The organism is Nocardioides agri (genome assembly GCF_013778305.1).
Classification (GTDB): Bacteria; Actinomycetota; Actinomycetes; order Propionibacteriales; family Nocardioidaceae; genus Nocardioides; species Nocardioides agri.
Map to the genome: position 1 here is coordinate 1,019,927 of NZ_JACEIC010000002.1, position 15,255 is coordinate 1,035,181.

Sequence of the window (15,255 nt, forward strand, 5' to 3'; positions counted from 1 at the left end):
TCCCCGATGACCGACCACCACGGCACGCCGGTCGTCACCGGCATCGTCACTGCGGTCGTCGGCTTCAGCAGCTCCTTCGTCGTGGTCCTGGCGGGGCTGGCGGCCGTCGGCGCGACCCCGGACCAGGCGGCGTCGGGCATCCTCGCGCTCTGCGTGACGCTGGCGCTCGGCATGCTGTGGCTCGCGCTGCGGCACCGGTCGCCCTTCGCCCTCGCCTGGTCGACGCCCGGCGCGGCGCTGCTGCTCTCGACCGGCGCGGCCACCGGCGGCTGGGCGGCAGCGGTCGGCGCGTTCGTGGTCGCCGGCGTGCTGATCCTGCTGACCGGGCTCGTCCCGGCGCTGGGCGACCTGATCGCCCGGATCCCGACCTCGCTCGCGCGGGCCATGCTCGCCGGGGTGCTGGTGCCGATCTGCCTGGAGCCGGTGATCGGCCTGGCCGACTCCCCGGCGTACGTCGGGCCCGTCGTGCTGGCCTGGCTGGTCATGCACCGCGTCTCGCGCCGCTGGGCGGTGCCGGTCTCGCTCGCCGTCGCCGTGGTCGTCGTGCTGGTCACGGCCGGCTCGTCGGTCGACACCGCCGACCTGGTGCCGTCGCTGACCTGGACCACGCCGCACTGGACGTTGCCCGCCGTCGTCAGCATCGGCATCCCGCTCTACATCGTCACGATGGCGTCGCAGAACGTCCCCGGCGTCGCGGTCACGGCCAGCTACGGCTACACCGTGCCGTGGCGGGAGGCCATGACGGTGACCGGGCTCGGCACGCTCGTCGGTGCGCCGTTCGGTGGCCATGCGATCAACCTGGCGGCGATCACGGCGGCGATGACCGCCGGGCCGATGGCGGGGCCGGACCGGGCCCGGCGCTGGGTCGCCTCGGCATCCGCGGCGGTGTGCTACCTGGTGCTCGCTCTCGGCTGCGCCGCGCTCGCCGCCCTGGTCGCCGCCGCGCCCGGTGGCGTCATGCAGGCGGCGGCCGGCCTCGCGCTGTTGGGCACCCTCGGCTCCTCGCTCGCCGGCGCGCTCGCGGACGAGCACGAGCGCGAGGCCGCGGCCGTGTGCTTCCTCGTGGCGGCGTCCGGGATCACCGTGCTCGGCGTGGGTGCGGCGTTCTGGGCGCTGGTCGCCGGGCTGGTGCTCCGCCCGCTGCTCGGGGCCTCCCGACGGGTCAGCTCGCCACGCTGAACGTCAGCCAGGTCGACCGGAGGCCCAGCGCCGAGCGGAGGGTGTCCCCGGACACGACGACCGTGCCGGCGGTGCCGGTGAGCGTCAGCGACCGCACGCGGCCACCCCACTCGCCGTTGCCGTCGCGGCTGGTGACCGCGATGCCGGTGAGGTCGCCGACCTTCGGCCACCGCTTCTCGATCGCGGTGTCGTCGAGCCGCACGGTCCAGGTGTGCACGGGGTTGCCGGTCCAGCCGTCGTAGGGGTCCTCGCGCGCGGACAGGTAGGGCGCCGACCCGGCGGCGCTCCAGCCACCGTTGCTGGACCCGAACTGGGTGAACGCCGGCCCGTCGCCCGTGGTCAGGACCTGGCCCCGCGTCGCCCGGATCGCCTCGTTGGCGGCCCAGTGCTCCGCGTCGTACCCGCCGTAGACCTGGCAGGAGGTGGTGTCGCAGATCTGGAAGACCGACGCCCGCGGGTGCGCCCGCTCGTACGCCGCGTAGGTGCGGGCCGCGACTGCTTGGGCGCGGACCGCCTCGGGGCTCCACGACGCCGGGATCTCCAGCGGTACGACCCCGCGGAGGTAGCTCTCGATGCCGAGCGCGTTGACGGTCACGGCCGCGCCGCTGCTGGTCACGGCCGTGCGCAGGCGGCCCCGGTAGGCGCGCTCGCCGGCGGGCGTGACCAGCGTGATCGGCTTGCCCCCGGCGAAGAACTCACCGCGTCCTGCCAGCGTGCCGAACGGGTGCCAGGTGTCGGTGAGGTAGGAGACGGCGCTGCCGGCGGCACCCACGTCGACGCGCCACTGGGTGGCTCCGTTGTCGGGGAGCGCGACGCGACCGGGGACCGCGCTGTCGCGCAGCGTGAGGCCCGGGCGGGCGCGGACGACCAGGTCGGCGGGCGTGGTGTCGGCGGTGATCTGCACGCGGATCCGGCCGCGGGTCGTGCCCCAGGTCGTCCCGGCGTAGTAGAACTCGGCGATCTGCTGGTAGGTCAGGCCCATCCGGGCGGCGCCCTCCGCGCCGTACTGCGACATCCCGTGGCCGTGCCCGTAGCCGTGGCCGGTGATCGTGATGCGCGCGCTCGCCGGCACCGTCCAGGTGTCCGGGGCGACGTCGGCGACGGCGCTGCCGGGCAGCGCGAGGACACCGGTCAGCAGGCCCGCGAGAGCGGGCGCGAACGCGCGATGCATGGGTGGCCTCTGGGGTCGTTGTGACGGATGGGGCGAAGGCAGCCCATCGCACCACGGGTCACATCGCTCCGCAATGTGAACCTGAGAACTACAGTTATGTAATTCTGAACAGCGTCGAGCGCAGGCCCAGCCAAGACCGGAACGTCTCGCCCGAGACGTCGTGCACGGCGCCGGTGCCGGTCACCCGGAGCTGGGTCACCCGGCCGCCGGCGTCCGTCGCCAGCACCTCGATCGACACGAGGTCGCCGGTGTCGGCCCAGTTGCGGGTGATGTCCGCGGCGGGGACCGTGACGCTCCACGGGTCGTCGGGGTGGCCGTGGTCGAACGGGTCAGGCCGGGCAGGCAGGTAGGGCACCGGCTGGCCGTGCACACTGCCGGCGACGGTGTAGCCACCGTTGCTGGACGAGAACTGGGTGAACGCGAGCCCGCCGCCGTAGGTCAGCACCTGCCGGCCGGTCGCCCGTACCGCCGCGTTGGACTGCGGGTGCTCGCCGTCGTAGCCGCTGTAGACCTGGCAGGCGTCGGTGTCGCAGGTGTCGTAGTAGTCGCTGCGGTGGTCGCGGCGCTCGTACGCCGCATAGGTGCGGGCCGCGACGGCCTGGGCGCGCACGGCCTGCGCCGGCCACTCCGCCGCCATCTCGTTGGGCACCAGCCCGCGCAGGTAGCCCTCGAGCGGGACGACGTTGACCGTGTCGCGGTGGGTGGCGCGCAGCGCACCGCGGTAGGCCGCGCGGCCGCCGGGGGTGACGAGGGTGATCGGGCCGCGCGCCGTGAACTGCGCGTCCGACCTCAGCGACTTCCAGCCGCGCCAGGCGCCGCGCGCCTTCCACTGGACCTTCGAGCCCGCCGCCGTGGGCACGATCCGCCAGCGCTGGACCTGCTTGCTCTTGACCGTGGCGGGCAGCCGGCGCTGTGCGCGCTTGCCGACCTGCTGGAGCTTCAGGCCCGGCATCGCCAGCACCTGCACGTCCTTGGTCGTGTCGGCGTCGAGCCGGACCCGGACCACGCCGCCGGTCCTCCCCCACGTCGTGCCGGGGTAGTAGGCCCGCAGGATCTGACGGTAGGTGTGTCCGGCGTTGGCGCGGTTGCGGGCGCCGTACTGCGACAGGCCGACGCCGTGCCCCCAGCCGGTGCCCGTGAACGTCACGGTCGCCGGGCCACGACGCTCGGGGCGCTCGGCGGCTGCGACGCCCACGGTGAGCGGGACGGCGAGGGCGAGAGCGATCAGGGGTGCGGCGGCGCGCCGGATCAGCATGCGGTGTCCTCCCGAGAGGGGTGCGGGCCAGCCAGGGTAGCGGAGGTCAGACGTGGTGCAGGCGCCGTGCGGCCTCGGCCAGGGACCCGCTCATCGAGGGGTAGACCGTGAACGCCTGCGCGAGCTGGTCGGCGGTCAGCGACTCGGCGACCGCGATGGAGACCGGGTGGATCAGCTCGCTGGCGCGGGGCCCGACCACGACGCCGCCGACCACGATGCCGGTGCCCGGGCGGCAGAGCAGCTTGACGAAGCCGTCGCGGACACCCTGCATCTTGGCGCGCGGGTTGCCGGAGAGCGGCAATGTGACGATCTCGGCCTGCATCTCCCCCGCGTCGACCGCCTGCTGCGACCAGCCGACGGTGGCGATCTCGGGCGCGGTGAAGACGTTGGAGGAGACCTTCTTGAGGTCGAGCGGGTGCACCGCGTCGCCGAGGAAGTGCCACATCGCGATCCGACCCTGCATGGCCGCGACGCTCGCGAGCATGAGGACGCCGGTGCAGTCGCCGGCGGCGTACACCCCGCGCGCGGACGTGCGGGAGACCCGGTCGACGTTGACGAAGCCGCCGTTCTTGGTGATCACGCCCGCCTCCTCGAGCCCGAGGCCCTCGGTGTTGGGCACCGAACCGAGCGCGAGGATGCAGTGCGAGCCCTGGACCGTGCGGCCGTCGGTGAGCGCAACGGTGACGACGTCGCCCTCGCGGGTCACCGACTCCATCCGCGACTTCGAGAGCACGTTCATCCCGCGGCGGGTGAGCACGTCCTCGAGCACCATGGCGGCGTCGGCGTCCTCGCCCGGCAGCACCCGGTCGCGGCTGGAGACCAGCGTGACCGGGATGCCGAGGTTGAGGTAGGCGCTGGCGAACTCCGCGCCGGTGACGCCGGAGCCGACGACGATCAGCTCGGTCGGCACCTCGGTGAGGTCGTAGACCTGCTCCCAGGTGAGGATCCGCTCGCCGTCCGGCTGCGCGGTCGGCAGCGTGCGGGGCGCAGCGCCGGTGGCCAGCAGGACAGCGTCGGCCTCGAGCGTCTGCTCGGTGCCGTCGGGCGCCGTCGCGACGACCCGACCCGGGCCGTCGAGGCGGCCGCGGCCCTTGACGAGCGTGACGCCGTCGCGGGTCAGCCGGCGCTCGATGTCCTCGGACTGGCTGGCGGCGAGCGCCTTCACCCGGTGGTTGACGCGGGCCAGGTCGACCCGGATCGAGGTCGCGGCGTCGCCCTCGGCGTCGTGGAACTGCACCCCGAGCTCGGCCGCACCGGAGAGCTCGCTCATCACCTCGGCGGTGGCGATCAGCGTCTTGCTCGGCACGCAGTCGGTGAGCACCGCGGAGCCGCCCACGCCGTCGGTGTCGACGATCGTGACCTCGGCGCCCAGCTGGGCGGCCACGTGGGCCGCCTCGTAGCCGCCGGGGCCGCCGCCGACGATGACGACGCGCTCGCTCATGCTCGCGCCCGTCACAGGTTGATCATGTGGCCGGCGATGCCCTCGACGGCCTCCTTCATCGCCTCCGACAGCGTCGGGTGGGCGAAGACGTTGCGGGCGACCTCGTCGGCGGTCAGGTCCCACTGCTGGGCCAGCGTCAGCGCCGGCAGCAGCTCGGTGACCTCGGGGCCGATCATGTGCGCGCCGACGATCTCGTTGTGCTCGGCGTCGGCGACGATCTTGACGAAGCCGACACCCTCGGCCATGCCGCGGGCCTTGCCGTTGGCCGAGAACGGGAACGTCGACACCTTCACGTCGTACCCCTTCTCCTTGGCCTGCGCCTCGGAGTAGCCGAACGACGCGATCTGCGGCTGGCAGAACGTCGCGCGCGGGATCATGTCGAAGTTGATCTCCATGGTCTCCGCGCCGCCGATCGTCTCGGCCGCGACGACGCCCATCGCCTCGGCGGTGTGGGCGAGCATCAGCTTCCCGGTCACGTCGCCGATCGCGAAGATGTGCGGCACGTTGGTGCGGCCGCGGGCGTCGACCTCGATCGCACCACGGTCGGAGACGGTGACGCCGGCGACGTCCAGGCCGTAGCCGTCGATGCGCGGCGCGAAGCCGAACGCCGCGAGCATCCGGTCGGCCTCGAGCACCTGGCTGTCGCCGCCGTTCGCGGGGCTGACGGTGACGCGGACGCCGCTGCCGGTGTCCTCGACCTGCTCGACCTTGGTGGAGAGCAGCACCTTCACGCCGAGCTTCTTGTAGTGCTTGAGCAGCTCCTTGGACACGTCGGCGTCCTCGGTCGGCACCATCCGGTCGAGGAACTCGACGATCGTCACGTCGACGCCGAAGTTGGTGAGCACGTAGGCGAACTCGACGCCGATCGCGCCGGAGCCGCCGATGATGATGCTCTTGGGCAGGCCGCTGTCGAGGATCTGCTCCTCGTAGGTCACGACGTTCTGGCTCTTGCTCATGCCCGGCAGCATCCGGACCTTCGCGCCGGTGGCGATGATGAGGTTGTCGAAGGTGTAGGACGACTTGTTGCCGTCCTTGTCGACCTCGATCGACGTGGCCGACTTGAGGGTGCCCCAGCCGTCGATCTCGGTGATCTTGTTCTTCTTCATCAGGTAGTGCACGCCCTTGGCGCTGGCCTCGGCGACGCCGCGGCTGCGCGCGTGGGTCTTGCCGAAGTCCATGGTCGCGTCGCCGCTGATCCCGAAGGTGTCCTTCTCCTTCGTGATGATGTGCGCGATCTCCGCGTTGCGGAGCAGTGCCTTGGACGGGATGCACCCGACGTTGAGGCAGACGCCTCCCCAGTACTTCTCCTCGACGACGGCGACCGTCTGGCCGAGCTGGGCTGCGCGGATCGCGGCGACGTACCCACCGGGGCCGGCACCGAGGACGAGGACGTTGAAGTGCGTGGTCACGGCTGCCAGCCTACTGACGTGGGGCGTGGCACCCTCAATTGGTGCTTTAGTCTTCCCGCGTGACGTTGTACGCCGCCTACGGGAGCAACATGGATCCCGCCCGGATGGGCGAGCGGTGCCCCCACTCCCCGCTGTCGACCACCGGCTGGGTGCAGGGCTGGCGGCTCACGTTCGGTGGCGAGGAGCACGGCTGGGACGGCGCCCTCTCGACGATCGTCGAGGACCCGATCGACCAGGTGTTCGTCGCGGTCTACGACGTCACCCGCGAGGACGAGTCGGCGCTCGACGGCTGGGAGGCCGCAGACTCCGGTCTCTACCGCAAGACCCGCGTCCGGGTCGCGACCCTCACCGGCTCGGTCGTCGCCTGGACCTACGTCCTCGACGCCTACGAGGGCGGGCTCCCGTCGGCGTCGTACCTCGGCGTGCTGGCCGACGCGGCCGAGGCCGCCGACGCCCCCGACGACTACGTCGCCGCCCTCCGGCAGCGCCCCTGCCGCTCGATCGAGCACTAGACGCAGACACTAGAGTCACGCGGGTGAGTCATGCAGCAGCCCCCGAGTCCCCCTACGAGCTCGCCGCCGACGCCGCCCTGCGGCTCGCCGAGCTGACCGGAGTCGAGCGCCACGACGTGGCGCTCGTGCTCGGCTCCGGCTGGCTCCCCGCGGTCGACGCACTCGGCGAGGCCACCGCGGAGATCAGCACCACCGACCTGCCGGGCTTCAGCGCCGCCGCGGTCGCGGGCCACTCCGGCAAGATCCGCTCGGTCCGGTCCGGTGACAAGCAGCTGCTGGTCTTCCTCAGCCGCACCCACTACTACGAGGGCAGGGGCGTCGCCGCCGTGGTCCACGGCGTGCGTACGGCGGCCCGCGCCGGCTGCCGCGCGATCGTGCTGACCAACGGGTGCGGAGGGCTGAAGCCGACCTGGACCCCGGGGACGCCGGTCCTGATCAGTGACCACATCAACCTCACCGGGCGGAGCCCGATCGTCGGTGCGAACTTCGTCGACCTCACCGACCTCTACAGCCTGCGCCTGCGCGACCTGTGCCGCGAGGTCGACCCGACGCTCGACGAGGGCGTCTACGCGCAGTTCCCCGGTCCCCACTACGAGACCCCTGCCGAGGTCCGGATGGCCGGTGTCCTCGGCGCCACCCTCGTCGGCATGAGCACCACGCTCGAGGCGATCGCGGCCCGCGAGGCCGGCATGGAGGTGCTCGGCATCAGCCTGGTCACCAACCTCGCCGCGGGCATCAGCGACCAGCCGCTCAACCACGAGGAGGTCCTCGATGCCGGCCGCGCGGCCGCGTCCAGGATGGGCAGCCTCCTCGGGCAGGTCGTCCCCCGCATCTGATGGCGATGCGAGCAGTCCGCGTGGTGCGGCACGGCGAGCCCACCACGGAGCCGACCCTGTCCGTGGCGATGCGCGAGGGCTCGCAGGCCGAGCACCGCGCCGCGGAGGACTCCGCGTTCATGTCCGAGCTGCTCGGTGGCCGCGTCGACGAGCGGGGGTACGCCGACTACCTGCTCCGGCTGCGCCGGGTCTACGCCGTCATGGAGGCCGTCGTCCGCGCCCACCACCACGAGCCCGCCGTGGCCGCGGTCCACGACGCCGCACTCGAGCGGCTCGCCGCGATCGACGCCGACCTCGACCACTGGTCGCCCGGGGTCGACCGCACCGTCGCCTCCCCCGCCACCGACGCCTACTGCGCCCGCCTGTGCACGGCCGCCGACGAGTGGCCGACCCTGCTCGTCGCCCACCACTACACGCGCTACCTCGGCGACCTCTCCGGCGGTCAGGCGATCGGCCGCATCCTCGACCGCACGTTCGACCTCGACGGGGCCGGCATCGCGTTCTACGACTTCCCGGAGGTCGGGAAGCCGAAGGTCTACAAGGACGGCTACCGCGCCCGCCTCGACGCGCTCGACCTCACCGCTGACGAGACGGCCCGCGTCGTCGAGGAGGTCCGCGGGGCCTTCCGCCTCAACCGCGCGCTCTTCGCCGAGCTGGGCGAGAACCTGGCGGCGTACGCGCGCTGAGGATCTGCGCAGCGGCGCGGTGGTCTGTGGTCACCGTGGGTGACGCGGGGACGGGATACGTGGTTGCGGTCGCTTGGCTCGTCGGAACGGTGGTGGCGGCCCGGGGCTCGGCTCGTGCGCCGCTGCGGCCCGGGTGCGGTGGTCACCGCCGAAAGAACACGACGGACATGACTGTGGCCCCACCAACCGAAGCGGGTGGGGTGAGGGTCAGCGGGTTCGTCGTCGGGTGAGGGTGCGGTCGACGTCGTAGACGTCGCCCGACGGGCTGGTCCACTCGAAGCGGGTGCGGGTGAGGCGTCGGTAGGTCCAGTGGCCGTGGGTCTTCATCCGGTGGTGCAGGCGACACAGGGGCGCCAGGTTCCAGGAGGTCGTCGCGCCGCCGGCACCGCTGGGATGCCAGGGTTCGATGTGGTCGAGGTCGCAGGCCCGGGCGGACCGGGCGCAGTGGGCGAACACGCAGGTGGGGTTGGTCAGGACCGCCTGCTCCCGCTGGGTGGCGGTGGGCGTGTAGGCGTCGGTGGTGAGCTCGGTGTCCAGGTCGAGGACCGGGCGGATGGTGACCTTGGTGGCGATGTGGCGGCACCAGTCGGTGAGCTGCTCGATCGTGACGTGGCCAGGCCCACGGGTGCCTTCGACGTCGATGATGCCGTGGCCCTCGGCCGGGGTGTGGTGGGCGTAGACCACCACCTCCGCCACGCCGGCACTCCCACTGCCGCCGGCGGCGAGGTGGCCGAGGGCCAGGGCGCGGCGATGGTCCAGGGACAGGTCGGGGTGCTCGGTGAGCAGGTGGTGCGAGCCGGCCTGGAGCGCCTGCTCGAGGGCGAGCGCGACCGGGTAGTCCAGGAGCCCGTCCACGGGCACGCGGCCGTTGTTGAGGTGCGCATCGCCCAACCGGACCTGGAAGAACTCGGTGGCGGCGGCATCGAGGCGGTCGAGCTCGGCCTTCTCGTCCTCGGTCTGGGCGCACGCGGTCTCCACGGCGCGCTCGATCTGGGCGTAGGAGCAGGAGTCCAGCACCGGTGCGAGGTGCCGGTCGACGTAGGCGGCGCCGGTCATCGGGAGGCGGTGGGTCTGCTCGGTGAGCCGGCGGACCTTCCACACCGGCACCTCACCGGCCATCACCCGCGCCCAGACCCGCGGCAGCCGGTGGCGGCACTCCAGCGCGGCACCGATCAGGTTCCGTCCCGCGGCCGTGGAGATGCCGACGGCGGCGGCGAACTCGGCGACCGCGAACTCGCTCATCCCGGGCGCGCCCTCCCCGGCCAGGGTCACTGGCTGGTCGCCGTACATCTCCACCACGCCTGTGTCCGTCACCACGGGGTCGGTGACCGGGGCGGGGTGCATCGCCGCCCAGGTGGCGGCCAGCTCGAACTTCCGCGCCGCCGCCAGCACCTCAACACGGGCGGCGTCGCGGGCAGCCGCCAGCACCGGATCGGCGAGTGCGGTGGTGGGGCGTCGGGCCATACCACATTCTACATCTATTCGATCATACGTTCTAGGAGTTGGTGAGATTCTTTTCGGGAACTTCGGCCCGCGCCCGCCGCACCCGCTTCGCTGCCTATCGGCCCGCGCCACAGCGGACCCGCAAGCCGAACAACAAGCGCTTGACCTGGAGCGCACTCCAAGGCCGACACTGTGGCGTGACCTACTCGATCGCCGAGGCCGCGGAGTCGACGGCCCTCACGCCCGACACGCTTCGCTACTACGAGCGGGACGGGCTGATGCTGCGCCCGGTGGGACGCTCGGCGACCGGGCACCGGCGCTACACCGACGCCGACCTGACCTGGATCACGCTGCTCAACTGCCTGCGTGGGACCGGCATGCCGATCCGCGACGTGCGCCGGTACGCCGAGCTGGTGCGCGCCGGGGACGGCACCGAGCAGGACCGGCTCGACCTCCTGCGCACCCACCGCCGTCACGTGCTCGCGCAGCTCGCCGAGGTCCAGGAGCACCTGGGCGCGATCGACCGCAAGATCGGGATCTACACCGAGAAGCTCGCCGGCCTTGACCTGGAGCGCACTCCAAGCGCTTGAGTGGAGGCATGACCCTTCACCAGCGCACGCTCGGCACCACGTCTCCGCTGACCGTCTCCGCCCTCGGCCTCGGCTGCATGGGCATGTCGGAGTTCTACGGGCGGGGCGACGAGGGCGAGGCGATCGCGACCATCCACCGCGCCCTCGACCTCGGCGTCACGTTCCTGGACACCGCGGACATGTACGGGCCCTTCACCAACGAGCAGCTCGTCGGCAAGGCGATCGCCGGCCGCCGCGACGACGTCCAGCTGGCCACCAAGTTCGGCAACGAGCGCAGCCCCGACGGCCGCCGGCTGGGCATCAACGGCCGGCCGGAGTACGTGCGCTCCGCGTGCGACGCGTCGCTGCAGCGCCTCGGCGTCGACCACATCGACCTCTACTACCAGCACCGCGTCGACAAGACGGTGCCGATCGAGGACACCGTCGGCGCGATGAAGGAGCTCGTGGAGGCCGGCAAGGTCCGGCACCTGGGCCTGTCCGAGGCGGCGCCCGAGACGATCCGGCGCGCCCACGCGGTGCACCCGATCACCGCCCTCCAGACCGAGTACTCGCTGTTCACCCGCGACCTCGAGGACGAGATCCTGCCGACGATCCGCGAGCTCGGCATCGGGCTGGTGCCCTACTCGCCGCTCGGCCGCGGCATCCTGACCGGCGCGCTCACGTCGGAGGACTCGCTCGACGAGGACGACTCGCGGCGCACGGCGTACTTCCCCCGCCTCAACGGCGAGGGCCTGCGCGCCAACCTCGCGCTCGTCGACGCGATCCGAGCGATCGCCGACGAGAAGGGCTGCACGCCGGGCCAGCTCGCGCTCGCCTGGGTGCTCGCCCAGGGCGACGACGTCGTCCCGATCCCGGGCACCAAGCGGGTGCGCTACCTCGAGGAGAACGTCGGCAGCGCCCAGGTCGAGCTCAGCGCAGAGGACCTCGCGGCGCTCGAGAAGGCGGTCCCGCGCGGCGCGGTCGTGGGCGAGCGCTACGGCGACATGTCGTCGATCGACAGCTGAGCCTGCAGCCCGTCGCGGCAGCCGCGCATCATCCGCTCGTGGTTCCACCGCAGCACCGGCCGGCCCAGGTACGACGCCGCGCCGAGCCAGCCTCGGCGCACCCGCACCTCCTGGGCGAAGTCGAGGCGGGTGCCGCCACCGGTCGAGGACAGCCCGAAGACGACCGAGCCGGCCAGGTCCCCGGACAGCTCCACCTCGAGCCGCTCCGGGGACCGGTCGACGGCGTGCAGCACCAGGTCGAGCGTGTACGGCAGCACCGAGCGGCACAGCACCCGGGCGTGGTCGGGCCCGAGCGAGGCGACCGCGACGACCTGCGGCCACCAGTCGGGGTAGCGCTCGAGATCGACGAGTGCCGCGTGCACGGCCGGCGGCGGGGCCGGCACCTCCCAGGCGGAGGAGAAGGCGAAGGTGGCGCTCACCCTCGTATCGTGCCCCCTATGAGCAACCTCCTCGCGGCCGCTCGGGCCTGGGCAGCAGAAGACCCCGACCCGCAGACGCGCGCCGAGCTCGAGGCCGTGATCGCCGACGTCGAGGCCGGGCGGGACGGCGCCGACCTGGCCGACCGCTTCGACGGCACCCTCGAGTTCGGGACGGCGGGGCTGCGCGGCGAGCTCGGGGCCGGCCCGAACCGGATGAACCGCGTGGTCGTCACCCGCGCCGCGGCCGGGCTGGCGACCTACCTGCGCGACACCGGGCACGCGGGCGGCAGCGTCGTCATCGGGTACGACGCGCGGCACAACTCCGACGTCTTCGCCCGCGACACCGCCGAGGTGATGACCGGCGCCGGCTTCACGGCGTACGTCCTCCCCCGCCCGCTCCCCACGCCGGTGCTGGCCTACGCCATCCGCGACCTCGGGTGCGCGGCCGGCGTGATGGTGACCGCGAGCCACAACCCGCCGCGCGACAACGGCTACAAGGTCTACCTCGGCGACGGCAGCCAGATCGTGCCGCCGGCCGACGCGGAGATCGCCTCCCGGATCGCGGCGGTCGGCCCGCTGGCCGACGTGCCCCGCGGCGACGCTGGCACCGTGCTCGGCGACGACCTGCTCGACCGCTACCTCGCCAGCGTGACCGCGCTGGTCGGTGACGGTCCGCGCGACCTGAGCACCGTCTACACCCCGCTGCACGGGGTCGGCGGCGACACCGTCGCCCGGGTGCTGGAGGCCGCGGGCTTCAGCGCGCCGGGCGTCGTCGAGCAGCAGCGCGAGCCGGACCCGGAGTTCCCGACCGTGGCCTTCCCCAACCCGGAGGAGGCCGGCGCGATGGACCTCGCGATGGCCCTCGCCGAGGAGCGCGGCGCCGACCTGGTGGTCGCCAACGACCCCGACGCCGACCGGTGCGCGGCCGCCGTCCCAGGCCCGCACGGGTGGCGGATGCTGCGTGGCGACGAGGTCGGCGCGCTGCTGGCGCACGCCCTGCTCCAGAAGGGCAAGCAGGGCACCTACGCGTGCAGCATCGTCTCCTCGAGCCTGCTCGGGAAGCTCGCGACCGCCGCCGGGCAGCCGTACGCCGAGACGCTGACCGGCTTCAAGTGGATCAGCCGGGTCGACGGCATCGCCTTCGGCTACGAGGAGGCGCTCGGCTACTGCGTCGACCCCGACCACGTCCGGGACAAGGACGGCGTCTCCGCGCTGCTCGTGCTCTGCGAGCTGGCCGCCACCGCCAAGGCCGAGGGCCGCACGCTCGTCGACGTGCTCGACGACATCGCGCTCGCGCACGGGCTGCACGCGACCGACCAGCTGTCGGTGCGGGTCACCGACCTCGGTGAGATCGCCGCCGCGATGGCGCGGCTGCGCGCCACTCCCCCGACCGAGCTGGGCGGGCTCGCGGTCGAGCGCGTCGACGACCTCGCGCAGGGCAGTGCCGAGCTGCCGCCGACCGACGGGCTGCGCTACCGGCTCGCCGAGGGTGCGCGGGTCATCGTCCGACCGAGCGGCACCGAGCCCAAGCTCAAGTGCTACCTCGAGGTCGTCGTGCCGGTGCGTCCCGAGGACGGCGTGGACGCCGCCCGCATCGCCGCTGCCGGCCGGCTCGACGCGATCCGCGACGGCATCAAGAAGGCCGCGGGGATCTAGTCAGCTCGCCAGCCAGACGATCCAGCCGAGGGCGAGAAGCGCGACGGCGGCGAGCTCCGGCCACGCCCAGGTACGGCGTACGGCGGCGGCCAGCGCCGCCTGCTCCGGCGAGCCCTGGCGCACGCCTGTGCGCTCCCGGGTGTCCTGGGCGAGGTGCCGGATCCGGGACTCGACGAAGGCCTGGGCCACGAGCGTCTCCTCGGGCCGGGGCAGGTCGTCGTTCGAGCGGCCTTTCAGCCGCCGCTTGGTGTTCTGGCGGGCGGTGTAGCCGATCGCGGGCGAGGTGTAGCGGTGCTCGCCGACCCGGATCGCGAGCACCTGGGTGACGATCACGCTGTCGATCGCGGCGAGCGGGATGCGCGTGGTGTGGAAGATGCCTCGCAGCACGAGCGCGCGGCCATCGGACCAGACCGCCGGGCGCAGGAGCACGGCCCAGATGAGGACGGCACCGAGCACGGAGAGGATGGCGACCCCCAACGGCCGGCCGGGGTCCCAGGCCAGCACGGACAGCACCAGGAAGACGCTGACCAGCACGAGTCCGAGCACCCCGCTGAAGCGGCCACTGGTCGCCGGGAAACGCTCGACGACGGCGTCGTGGTCCTGCTCAGGCATGGCGCACTCTCTGGGTTGTGGCGGCGGGCTCGGCCAACCCTATGCTGGGTCGGTGACCGCCACCTCCACCACTCCCGGCCAGGCGCAGGGCTCCGGCTTCGAGGACGTGACCCGAACGGACGCGTCGCTGCGGCGCTTCCTGCACGGCCTCCCCGGCGTCGACCAGGTCGGCGCCGAGTCCCGCGCCGCCGGGCTCGGCACCCGCTCCATCAAGACCAGTGCCAAGGCCTACGCGATCGACCTCGCGATCCGGATGGTCGACCTGACGACCCTGGAGGGCCAGGACACGCCTGGCAAGGTCCGCGCGCTCGCCGCCAAGGCGATGCGGCCCGACCCCGCCGACCCGACCTGCCCGCAGGTCGCCGCGGTGTGCGTCTACCCCGACATGGTCGCGACGGTGAAGGAGACCCTCGGCTCCTCCGGCGTCAAGGTCGCCGCTGTCGCCACGGCGTTCCCCAGCGGCCGCGCCGCGCTCGACATCAAGCTGGCCGACACCCGCGACGCCGTCGAGGCCGGCGCCGACGAGATCGACATGGTCATCGACCGGGGCGCCTTCCTCGCGGGCCGCTACCAGCAGGTCTTCGACGAGATCGTGGCGACCAAGGCCGCCTGCGCCCGCCCCGACGGGCACGACGCCCACCTCAAGGTGATCTTCGAGACCGGTGAGCTCCAGACCTACGACAACGTCCGCCGCGCGAGCTGGCTGGCGATGATGGCCGGCGCCGACTTCATCAAGACGTCCACCGGCAAGGTGCAGCCGGCCGCCACGCTGCCGGTCACGATGGTCATGCTCGAGGCGGTGCGCGACTTCCGGGACCAGACCGGCACGATGGTCGGCGTGAAGCCTGCGGGCGGCATCCGCACCTCGAAGGACGCCATCAAGTACCTCGTGATGGTCAACGAGGTCGTCGGCCAGGACTGGCTCGACCCCGACTGGTTCCGGTTCGGCGCCTCGACGCTCCTCAACGACCTGCTGATGCAGCGCACCAAGATGACGACCGGCCGCTACTCCGGCCCCGACTACTTCACGTTGGACTGATCC

General features: G+C 72.7%; 15 protein-coding genes. 8 read left to right on the plus strand and 7 right to left on the minus strand.

Going from position 1 to position 15,255, the window contains the following annotated elements; genetic code table 11:
- Positions 1-6: 6 nt before the first annotated feature.
- Complete coding sequence (locus tag HZF07_RS09470) at positions 7-1,179, plus strand: benzoate/H(+) symporter BenE family transporter (protein WP_157341178.1); 1,173 nt, start codon at positions 7-9, stop codon at positions 1,177-1,179.
- Here the strand turns inward: HZF07_RS09470 and HZF07_RS09475 are convergent.
- From HZF07_RS09475 to lpdA, 4 genes are all read right to left on the minus strand, one after another.
- Complete coding sequence (locus tag HZF07_RS09475) at positions 1,163-2,350, minus strand: SpoIID/LytB domain-containing protein (protein WP_157341180.1); 1,188 nt, start codon at positions 2,348-2,350, stop codon at positions 1,163-1,165. The two genes, HZF07_RS09470 and HZF07_RS09475, sit on opposite strands and share 17 nt — an antisense overlap.
- A gap of 94 nt (positions 2,351-2,444) precedes the next feature.
- Positions 2,445-3,605, minus strand: a complete 1,161-nt coding sequence (locus tag HZF07_RS09480) for a SpoIID/LytB domain-containing protein (RefSeq protein ID WP_157341182.1) — start codon at positions 3,603-3,605, stop codon at positions 2,445-2,447.
- 46 nt (positions 3,606-3,651) lie between these two features.
- Positions 3,652-5,046: an NAD(P)H-quinone dehydrogenase gene (locus tag HZF07_RS09485; protein WP_157341184.1), complete on the minus strand. Its 1,395-nt coding sequence runs from the start codon at positions 5,044-5,046 to the stop codon at positions 3,652-3,654.
- Positions 5,047-5,057: 11 nt separating this feature from the next.
- On the minus strand, positions 5,058-6,455 hold the full coding sequence (gene lpdA / locus HZF07_RS09490) for a dihydrolipoyl dehydrogenase (RefSeq protein WP_181644987.1): 1,398 nt from the start codon (positions 6,453-6,455) through the stop codon (positions 5,058-5,060).
- A 59-nt stretch (positions 6,456-6,514) separates the two neighbouring features.
- On the opposite strand from lpdA, the gene HZF07_RS09495 reads away from it, so the two are divergent.
- The 3 genes from HZF07_RS09495 to HZF07_RS09505 are packed head-to-tail and all read left to right on the plus strand — an operon-like array spanning position 6,515 to position 8,489.
- Positions 6,515-6,967, plus strand: coding sequence for a gamma-glutamylcyclotransferase family protein (locus HZF07_RS09495; RefSeq protein ID WP_181644988.1), 453 nt, complete (start codon positions 6,515-6,517; stop codon positions 6,965-6,967).
- A 23-nt stretch (positions 6,968-6,990) separates the two neighbouring features.
- Positions 6,991-7,803: a purine-nucleoside phosphorylase gene (locus tag HZF07_RS09500; protein WP_181644989.1), complete on the plus strand. Its 813-nt coding sequence runs from the start codon at positions 6,991-6,993 to the stop codon at positions 7,801-7,803.
- Positions 7,804-7,808: 5 nt separating this feature from the next.
- Positions 7,809-8,489, plus strand: coding sequence for a biliverdin-producing heme oxygenase (locus HZF07_RS09505; RefSeq protein WP_157341185.1), 681 nt, complete (start codon positions 7,809-7,811; stop codon positions 8,487-8,489).
- A gap of 207 nt (positions 8,490-8,696) precedes the next feature.
- On the opposite strand, the gene HZF07_RS09510 is transcribed toward HZF07_RS09505, so the two are convergent.
- Positions 8,697-9,953: an HNH endonuclease signature motif containing protein gene (locus tag HZF07_RS09510; RefSeq protein WP_157341187.1), complete on the minus strand. Its 1,257-nt coding sequence runs from the start codon at positions 9,951-9,953 to the stop codon at positions 8,697-8,699.
- A 176-nt stretch (positions 9,954-10,129) separates the two neighbouring features.
- Between HZF07_RS09510 and HZF07_RS09515 the strand changes: the two genes are divergently transcribed.
- On the plus strand, positions 10,130-10,522 hold the full coding sequence (locus HZF07_RS09515; protein WP_181644990.1) for a MerR family transcriptional regulator: 393 nt from the start codon (positions 10,130-10,132) through the stop codon (positions 10,520-10,522).
- Between the two features lie 8 nt (positions 10,523-10,530).
- Positions 10,531-11,526, plus strand: coding sequence for an aldo/keto reductase (locus HZF07_RS09520; protein WP_157341191.1), 996 nt, complete (start codon positions 10,531-10,533; stop codon positions 11,524-11,526).
- Here the strand turns inward: HZF07_RS09520 and HZF07_RS09525 are convergent.
- Positions 11,496-11,945, minus strand: coding sequence for an SRPBCC family protein (locus HZF07_RS09525; RefSeq protein ID WP_181644991.1), 450 nt, complete (start codon positions 11,943-11,945; stop codon positions 11,496-11,498). The genes HZF07_RS09520 and HZF07_RS09525 overlap by 31 nt on opposite strands.
- 18 nt (positions 11,946-11,963) lie before the next feature.
- Here HZF07_RS09525 and HZF07_RS09530 point away from each other — a divergent pair, with 18 nt between their 5' ends.
- Positions 11,964-13,601, plus strand: a complete 1,638-nt coding sequence (locus HZF07_RS09530) for a phospho-sugar mutase (protein ID WP_157341193.1) — start codon at positions 11,964-11,966, stop codon at positions 13,599-13,601.
- Here HZF07_RS09530 and HZF07_RS09535 read toward each other — a convergent pair whose 3' ends face one another.
- On the minus strand, positions 13,602-14,213 hold the full coding sequence (locus HZF07_RS09535) for a hypothetical protein (RefSeq protein WP_157341195.1): 612 nt from the start codon (positions 14,211-14,213) through the stop codon (positions 13,602-13,604).
- A gap of 52 nt (positions 14,214-14,265) precedes the next feature.
- Here HZF07_RS09535 and deoC point away from each other — a divergent pair, with 52 nt between their 5' ends.
- The gene (gene deoC / locus HZF07_RS09540; protein ID WP_309504677.1) at positions 14,266-15,252 is read left to right on the plus strand and encodes a deoxyribose-phosphate aldolase; all 987 of its coding nucleotides are present in this window, start codon (positions 14,266-14,268) and stop codon (positions 15,250-15,252) included.
- Positions 15,253-15,255: the final 3 nt, after the last annotated feature.